Origin of the sequence: Alkalimonas sp., assembly GCF_020831925.1 — a bacterium.
GTDB lineage: Bacteria > Pseudomonadota > Gammaproteobacteria > Enterobacterales > Alteromonadaceae > Alkalimonas.
In genome coordinates, this window is record NZ_JAFIFQ010000086.1 from 1 (window position 1) to 7136 (window position 7136).

The 7136-nt window shown below is 53.1% G+C and carries 5 protein-coding genes; 2 read left to right on the forward strand and 3 right to left on the reverse strand.

Annotated features, from left to right (window positions below; all coding sequences use genetic code 11):
* Both JJU14_RS15765 and JJU14_RS15770 read left to right on the forward strand, forming a co-directional pair.
* Positions 1-1475: TonB-dependent receptor (locus JJU14_RS15765; protein ID WP_228614677.1), on the forward strand; the 1475-nt coding region annotated here is incomplete at its 5' end.
* A 72-nt stretch (positions 1476-1547) separates the two neighbouring features.
* Positions 1548-2720 (forward strand): MFS transporter, encoded by a 1173-nt coding sequence (locus tag JJU14_RS15770; RefSeq protein ID WP_228614678.1) that lies wholly within the window; start codon positions 1548-1550, stop codon positions 2718-2720.
* Between the two features lie 208 nt (positions 2721-2928).
* Here the strand turns inward: JJU14_RS15770 and JJU14_RS15775 are convergent, their stop codons facing one another.
* From JJU14_RS15775 to JJU14_RS15785, 3 genes are all read right to left on the reverse strand, one after another.
* Complete coding sequence (locus JJU14_RS15775; RefSeq protein ID WP_228614679.1) at positions 2929-3399, reverse strand: hypothetical protein; 471 nt, start codon at positions 3397-3399, stop codon at positions 2929-2931.
* A gap of 6 nt (positions 3400-3405) precedes the next feature.
* A complete protein-coding gene (locus JJU14_RS15780) occupies positions 3406-5727 on the reverse strand; it encodes a S8 family serine peptidase (protein ID WP_228614680.1) in 2322 nt (773 codons plus the stop codon).
* Positions 5728-5895: 168 nt separating this feature from the next.
* A partial coding sequence (locus tag JJU14_RS15785) for an amidohydrolase family protein (protein WP_228614681.1) occupies positions 5896-7136 on the reverse strand: 1241 nt, incomplete at its 5' end.

The window sequence follows — 7136 nt, forward strand, 5'->3', positions numbered from 1 at the left end:
CGCCGTTTCAATACAATGACCGCACTGTGGTGTCACGCTTTGAAGAGTTTGCCGACCGCGATCTGAAAATGGATTCGATCGATGTGGATTGGGACTTAGGCTTTGCCACCTTAAGCAGCAGTACCGCCAATTACCGTGACAGTAGTGTTGGTCAGGCCGATTATGCCGGTGCCGGGAACAGCTTCTATGGCTGGGTACCCGGCCTGGCGCTGGCTGATGGCAATGACTCGGCTTACATGACCTTTGATAACAGCTACCGCGGCATTAGCCACGAAAGCCGTTTAACCTCGACTATTGAGGGACCCTGGAGTTGGATTCTTGGGGTCTACCACACCAATCAGCGCCGAAACTACAGGTTTTCCGAATGGTTTGAGCGGCTGGATGAAATCGCCAGCCAGGTGTCCTGGCTCGGTTTTGATCGTGCCACAGCCGGTGGCAACCCGGGTGAGGGCTACCGTGAGGATTTAGGCAGCAAGTACAAAGAAACCGCCTTTTTTGGTGAAGTAGGTTACGACATTACTGATAAATGGAATGTGACGGTCGGTGCCCGGGTGTTCAATTACACCGATATTGGCTCCGGCTTTATTCGGGATTACTTGGGCCCGACTGATTCGGATCGCGACTTTAAAGGCAGTGGCAGCGGTGAGAGTTTCTTTAAATTCAATACCGCTTACTTTTTCAGTGATGAGATCTTAGGTTACTTTACTTATTCGCAGGGCTATCGTCGCGGCGGTACCAACTCCTTTCGGGAAGATAATGGCCGGCCGGTAGCAGAAGATGCCCAGTTTTATGAGCCGGACTCCACCGACAACTTTGAGCTTGGGGTGAAAGGTTTTGTAGCCGATGGTTTCTTTGTGCAAGCCAACGTCTATCAAATTCAATGGAACAATGTGCAGACGTACTTCTCGCAAACCATTGAAGACTTTTTCCCGGTCAATGGCACCACCAATGGGCCGGATGCCAAGACCCGCGGTGCTGAGCTGAGTATGCGCTATTATTTGACCGATAATCTGATGCTGACCTACTCAAGCGCCACCACCAAAGGCACTTGGGATGAAACCATCACCAAATGTGTGTACGAGGAAAGTGTAGCCAATAACGAGTGCCGTACCTGGATGAAGGGCGGCTCTTTGGGCGGCAACCCGAAGTGGCGACATAACTTTGGCCTGCGCTACACCGCGGATCTGGAGAATGGCATGTCGTTGTGGGGCAGTGTGAATGGCCGCTATGTCGGTCAGGTGCAAAACGACCGCCAGGATAACCCGGATGCAGCAACCTTCCAGTATCCGTCTTTTACCACCTTCAGTGCCAACCTGGGCCTGGGTAAAGACAACTGGGACGTGCGGCTTTGGGCAACCAATCTGACCAACAGCGATGCCATTGTCTCCAATCAGAACTCTGGTATTCTGGGTCGCAGAACCATAGCTCTGACGCCAAGAACCATAGGCCTTAGCTTCTCTTACAGTTATTTTTAACAGCTTGCCAATACCGCGAAGTGAGGCCTAGGCCTCACTTTTTTTTGCCAGAGTGCTTGCAGGAGTGTGATGATGTTGTCTCTGACCTGGCGGCCAGCCGCTGCTACCGATTTTAACTTCCCTCAGTATCTGTGCGTGATGTTGATTGCAATGATGGGAGCCTCGGTGACCATCTTGATGCCGCTTTTGGTCGGTGCTTTTACCGACAGTGGTTTGTTCAGCACTGCTCAGGTTGGTTTTTTGGCCTCGGCGGAGGTAGCAGGCATCTTGATCTCCAGTGCGTCGGCTTTGTTTTGGGTACGTCGTGTTCAGTGGCTGCGTTTTGTGCAGTTTAGCCTGGCTGTTTTTATCGGCTGCAACCTGCTCACCAGCTGGGTCAGCAGTTACGAGCTGGTGCTGCTATTGCGCTTTAGTGCAGGGCTTGCCTGTGGTGTGTCTTATGCCATTGCGCTGGCAGCCTTGGGAGACCAAAGCCGGGTTGATAAAACCTTTGCCGTGATGGTGACCATTCAGGTTATTTTCGGCACCCTGGGTTTTGCCTTGTTGCCCTATGTGATTGCTCCTTTTGGCTATGCCGGAATTTATCAGTGCTTTAACCTGTTTTTATTGCTGGCCTTGCTGCTGAGTTTTGTCAGTTTCCCGGATAATCAGAAACCACAAACCGCTTTTCGTATCGATTTGCAAGGCCGTTGGCTGGCTGCTGCCCTGGTGTTTGCCGGCACCATTGCCTATTACTTTGCTCAGGGTACCGTCTGGGCCTATTTAGAGCGGATTGGTGTCCATGCCGGGCTCAGTGTGGCGGAAGTGGGCGCTATTCTGGGGGTTGGTTTTGGTATCAGTGCCATTGGCTCCATGCTCTCCAGCTGGTTTGTTGCCAGCATTGGTCGGAATGCGTCTTTACTGATCACAGCCGCTGTGCAGTTGCCTTGTCTCGCTGCCTTGTATTGGATGAGTGACAGCCATGCCTGGGCCATCTATGCGGTAGCAACCATTGTTTACCAGGTGTTCTGGAGCTTTATCGTGCCCATTATGATGGCAATTTTTAATGATGTGGATAAAAGCGGCCGTTTGATCGTGTTCTGCGTCACGGCGTTTAAAATTGGCCTGGTGCTGGGGCCGCCGGCGGCCGCCTTGACCATTCGCCTGACCAGTATCCATGAGGTGTTGTGGCTGGGGGCTATTGCCATCGTTGTGAGTGTGGCTTGTTTGATGGCATCGAACCGGTTGCTGCAAGCTGATAAGTAAAAAAGCTCATCCTTGAGCGGAATTTCAACCAGGAACACCAGTATCAGCTGCGTTTTATCCTTTGCGATTGGTGTGGGAGAGACGCCAAAGAGTCGCGATCACAAACTGACAGCGACAGATTAGCTACTTTGGCCGATAAAGAAAAAATAGACACCATAGCCTCAGGCGATAAAAAGGCCAGCAGATGCTTGGCCTTGAAAAAGAGGTTTTATCTGGTCTTATAGCGCTGTTCGCGCACATCCAGCCGCACGCTTTTTACTTCGCTAAGCTGCAGCAATTGCTCACGCAGTGCCAGCAGATCGGTATGGCTGTCGGCTTGCAGCAACACCAGCTGTCGTTGTTGTTGCAGAACCGTCAGCGGGAACTTAGTCAGCAGGCTGACAATATCTGCCTGGTCTTCAAGCAACAGCAAAAGCTGCCCACTGACACGGCCGGGTTTGCCGCTGTAGCGATTGATGACCAGGCTGTTCGCTTGCACCATTCCCTGCAATGAGGCTGTATTTGCTGAAGAGCTGGCTGCAGCGAATTGCGCTTTGCTTTGGCGGTTTTGCTGCAAGCTTAGCTGCTGCACTTGCTCCGGCTGCAGCAGCCGGTAAGCACCAAAGGTTGTTTCAGCAAGACTGGTTGCTGAGAATGCAATGAAGCATACGATTACACAGAGTTGTTTTGCGAAAGTCATCGTTCATTACTCCTTGCTATGGCCAACAATGCGCAGAGCGGCGCCATCAAGTCTGGATAGCTCAGCGTTATTTTCAATCCAGTCGAAATCAAACTCGGTGTCTTGCACAGCAAAACTATCGGCCGCAAGATCGTACACCTCAACTGTCCAGTTGCCGGCGCTTGCTTCACCGTAAAACGCATTACTGCGAAATACTGAATCTTTCAGAATATAGCCATCCTGTATAGCCCAGTCTTCATCCAGAGCCGGCAATAATAAAGCCTGACGAGAGGCCAGCAGTACGCTACGGGTACCGGCAGGGGAGATAAGGACTACGGCCAGATCATTGCCGGCACTGGTTTGGGTGCTGCCTTGCTCAGTGATACGGCCAAACTCCAGCAGTTCCGGGTTACGGACGGTTAACTTGAGCTGTACCGTTTCTACCACCAGTTGCTCCGGCATGGCTAGCGCCATGCTAACACCAGCCGCACTGTGATCCGGTACCGCCAGATTTGCCGGGTTGCCATCGCTATAGAGGGCTGTACCATGCCAGGCACTGTACTGCTTTGCTGGTAATTGCCAGTTGCCTTGCTGCAAACGTTGAAAAGCAGCGCCTGCTTGAACCAGGCCGAATCCGTAATGGTTGTTAAAAGCAAAACCGGCGGCATTTTCAACCCAGCCGCTATGGGCCTCAAAACTGCCATTTGGCAGGCTTAGCCGGATCACCGGATCCTCTGGGTGCACCCGCCTGGCGGTGCTAATCAGCAAATGCTGCAATTCGCGGGCGGTTAAGCTTGGCTCCGCTTCCAGCAACAAGGCCGCAACGCCACTCACCATAGGTGCAGCGGAGGAGGTGCCATTAAACCGAGAGGTATAGTTGCACTGTGGGTTATCAGGGTGTGCGCCACTGTCAAACGGATAAAAACCGGCAAAAGCACCGTCGCCGATAGCATCGTCAAAGCCTGCGGCTGCCGCTTCACTGCTGTAACCATACTGGCAGCTCATCAGGTCCACGGTGACAATAGCGGGTAGCAGATCGCCATCTTCGCCAGCCGGCGCGGTCAGCACCAAATTGGCGCCTGCGCTGGAGTAACTGCTTTTATGGCCATTGGGGTTCATTGCTGCCACTATGGTGTAGTAAGGGGTTTGCTGGGAAGATTCCATATTCGCGTTGTAGCAGCTAAGACCTAGCTCATTGGCACCGTTTTGCTGGCAAAAGTCGCCTTCGTAACCATAAAATTCAAACTCATTGCCAGCAGACTTGACGTTCAGTGCTCCTTTGCCAGAACGTAAATCTTCGACACTGAAGCGATGCAATTCTTCTTCAAGCAACGAATAGCCTTGCATCACCGGCAGAGTAACACCATAGCTACGGTTAAAAGCACTGATGTTGTCGCCCTCACTGATCACGCTGTCATCTAAACCATGCACTAACCATTCATCATCCAGACCTCCGGCGTACTCATCGGCCAGTAAATTTATGGCCATGAGCAGGCTGTTAGGAGCGACGCCCCGTCCACCAACACCATTCCAGCCCTCAGCGGCAATAATTCCAGCAACACTGGTGCCATGATCGCCTGCATTTGGCCTGGACAGATCCAGCTCGGGGGATGGATCAGCGCTGCCATCGACCAGATTGAGCGAGCGACCGGCCAGGATATTGGCGGCCAAATCTTCATGTGTCAGTTGCAAGCCGCTATCGACGACCACACTGACCGAACCCTGACCAAAGATCCCTGCTGCAAAAAGTGGCAATAGATCGACATCAAAACCCGGCCTTAGTTGGTTGCGGTATTCACTGAACAGTTGATTGACCAGGCTGGTAGCCTGGCTGCGTGACATCGGCTCGTCCGGGTTATTGATCAGCATTTCGATAAGCGCATCCCGAAAGCTATCGCTCAGGGCGTAGCTTGTTTGTCCGGTATTGACCAGATGCCACTGTTCAGGTGCCAGAGGATCCGACAAGGGGGCAGCTAACTGCAGTGTGGCACTGCCCTGGCGGCCTGCTTGCTGCAGCGTATAACGAAAGCTGACTGTCTGATTGCTAAGCGGTGTTAACCGGTAGTTCAGACCATCGACCTCAAGCAAGGCACCATTGAGTGCATAGCGCCCTTGCACTGGCTGAACGACCTGTCCGTTTTGCTCGATACGAAGTAACTGCGCACTGCCGGTTGTCGACAGAGCATTGGCAAAACTGCCGGTTACAGGCAGCCAATGCTGACTAGTGGTATGGCTTAAGTTTTCCAGGGCTAGTGGTGGGGGCGGCGGCGGTTCTGAGTTGCCGGAGCCACCACCGCAGCCAGCCAGCAATACCAGACTTAGCGCCAGGACTGACTTTTTCATTAACATAAATGTGTTCCAGGTTAAAAAACTGCGCTTTTTTACCACGGCCTGATCGGTTTGTCGAATCGATTTTTGTCTAAAAAGTGTAGGAGTCAGTTGGTAATTTGCGTAGTGTCTGAACAATAAAAAAGGCCAGTGTGAGCTGGCCTTTGAAATAACAGGAAAAAGTTAGTTTTAGCGCCTTGGTTCAAACTCAAACGGCTGACGGGCTCGCTCGCGCAGGCCGATTTCGTTCATGCTCTCGGCATCGAACAAGCGGCCATTGACCATGGTGTACTGCACCCTGTCACTGACCCGGATGTTTTCCAGCGGATTACCGTCAATCACAATCAAGTCCGCCAGCTTGCCTACTTCAATACTGCCCAACTGATGGTCCATGCCAAAGGTAATGGCCGGATTGATGGTGGCGGTCCTGAGCGCTTCCAGCGGCGTCATGCCGCCCTGAGCAAACATCCAGATTTCCCAGTGAGCGCCTAAGCCTTCGCGCTGACCATGAGCGCCAATATTAGCCAGAATACCGCGATCCGACATCTGCTTGGCGGTTTCGACTACGGCAAAGTGGTTGTAGTGATGTTCGGGTGCTTTTTCCCGCCGCATGCTGCGCGGGGCCAGCCGGTCCATCGGCACGTAACGGCTTAACCGTGGGTGCTGCCATACTTCGGTGGTATCGTACCAGTAGTTCTCACCCCAGATGCCGCCATAAGCGACGTTCAGCGTCGGCGTGTAGGCCATGCTGCTGGCTTCCCACAATTGCAATACATCCTCGTACACCCGGGCCGAGGGCAGGGCATGCTCCAGCGTGGTATGGCCATCCACCAGCATGGTCAGGTTGTGCTGCAGTAAAGAGCCCCCCTCTGGCACCACCATCATGCCCATGTCGCGGGCCGCCTGGATCACCTGCTGGCGCTGATCCCGCCGCGGTTGGTTGTAGCTTTTTACCGTGAAAGCACCGACCTTTTGCAACCGCTGCAAATGAAATTTGGCATCGTCTAGACTGTCAATATGCGAGGTAAAGCCCGGAATTTCTGCGCCATAAATAATAGCACCGGTCGAGAAAATGCGTGGCCCTGCGATATGACCGGCTTGCTGCATTTCGCTGGCGGTAAAAATTTCCCGCGTGTTGTTGGATGGGTCGTGAATGCTGGTGACGCCAAAGGTCAGGCCGGCATAGTTCAGCCAGTTTTGCTGTGGGATGATCTGGTTGGCACCCTGCGCGCCGTGGGCATGGGCGTCGAACAGGCCGGGCATCAGGGTTTTTCCGCTGATGTCATACACCTTAGCACCGCGTGGAATACTGACGGCATCGCGGCTGCCTACTGCGGCAATCTTGTTGTTGGTGACCAGCACCACGGCATCCTGCAGCACTTCATCGCCATTCATGGTAATGACCTGGCCACCGACAAAAGCCACGGAGC

Coding starts and splice junctions, on each gene's coding strand:
- JJU14_RS15770 (WP_228614678.1), top strand. CDS start 1,548: ATGTTGTCTCTGACCTGGCGGCCAGCCGCTGCTACCGATTTTAACTTC.
- JJU14_RS15775 (WP_228614679.1), bottom strand. CDS start 3,399: ATGACTTTCGCAAAACAACTCTGTGTAATCGTATGCTTCATTGCATTC.
- JJU14_RS15780 (WP_228614680.1), bottom strand. CDS start 5,727: ATGTTAATGAAAAAGTCAGTCCTGGCGCTAAGTCTGGTATTGCTGGCT.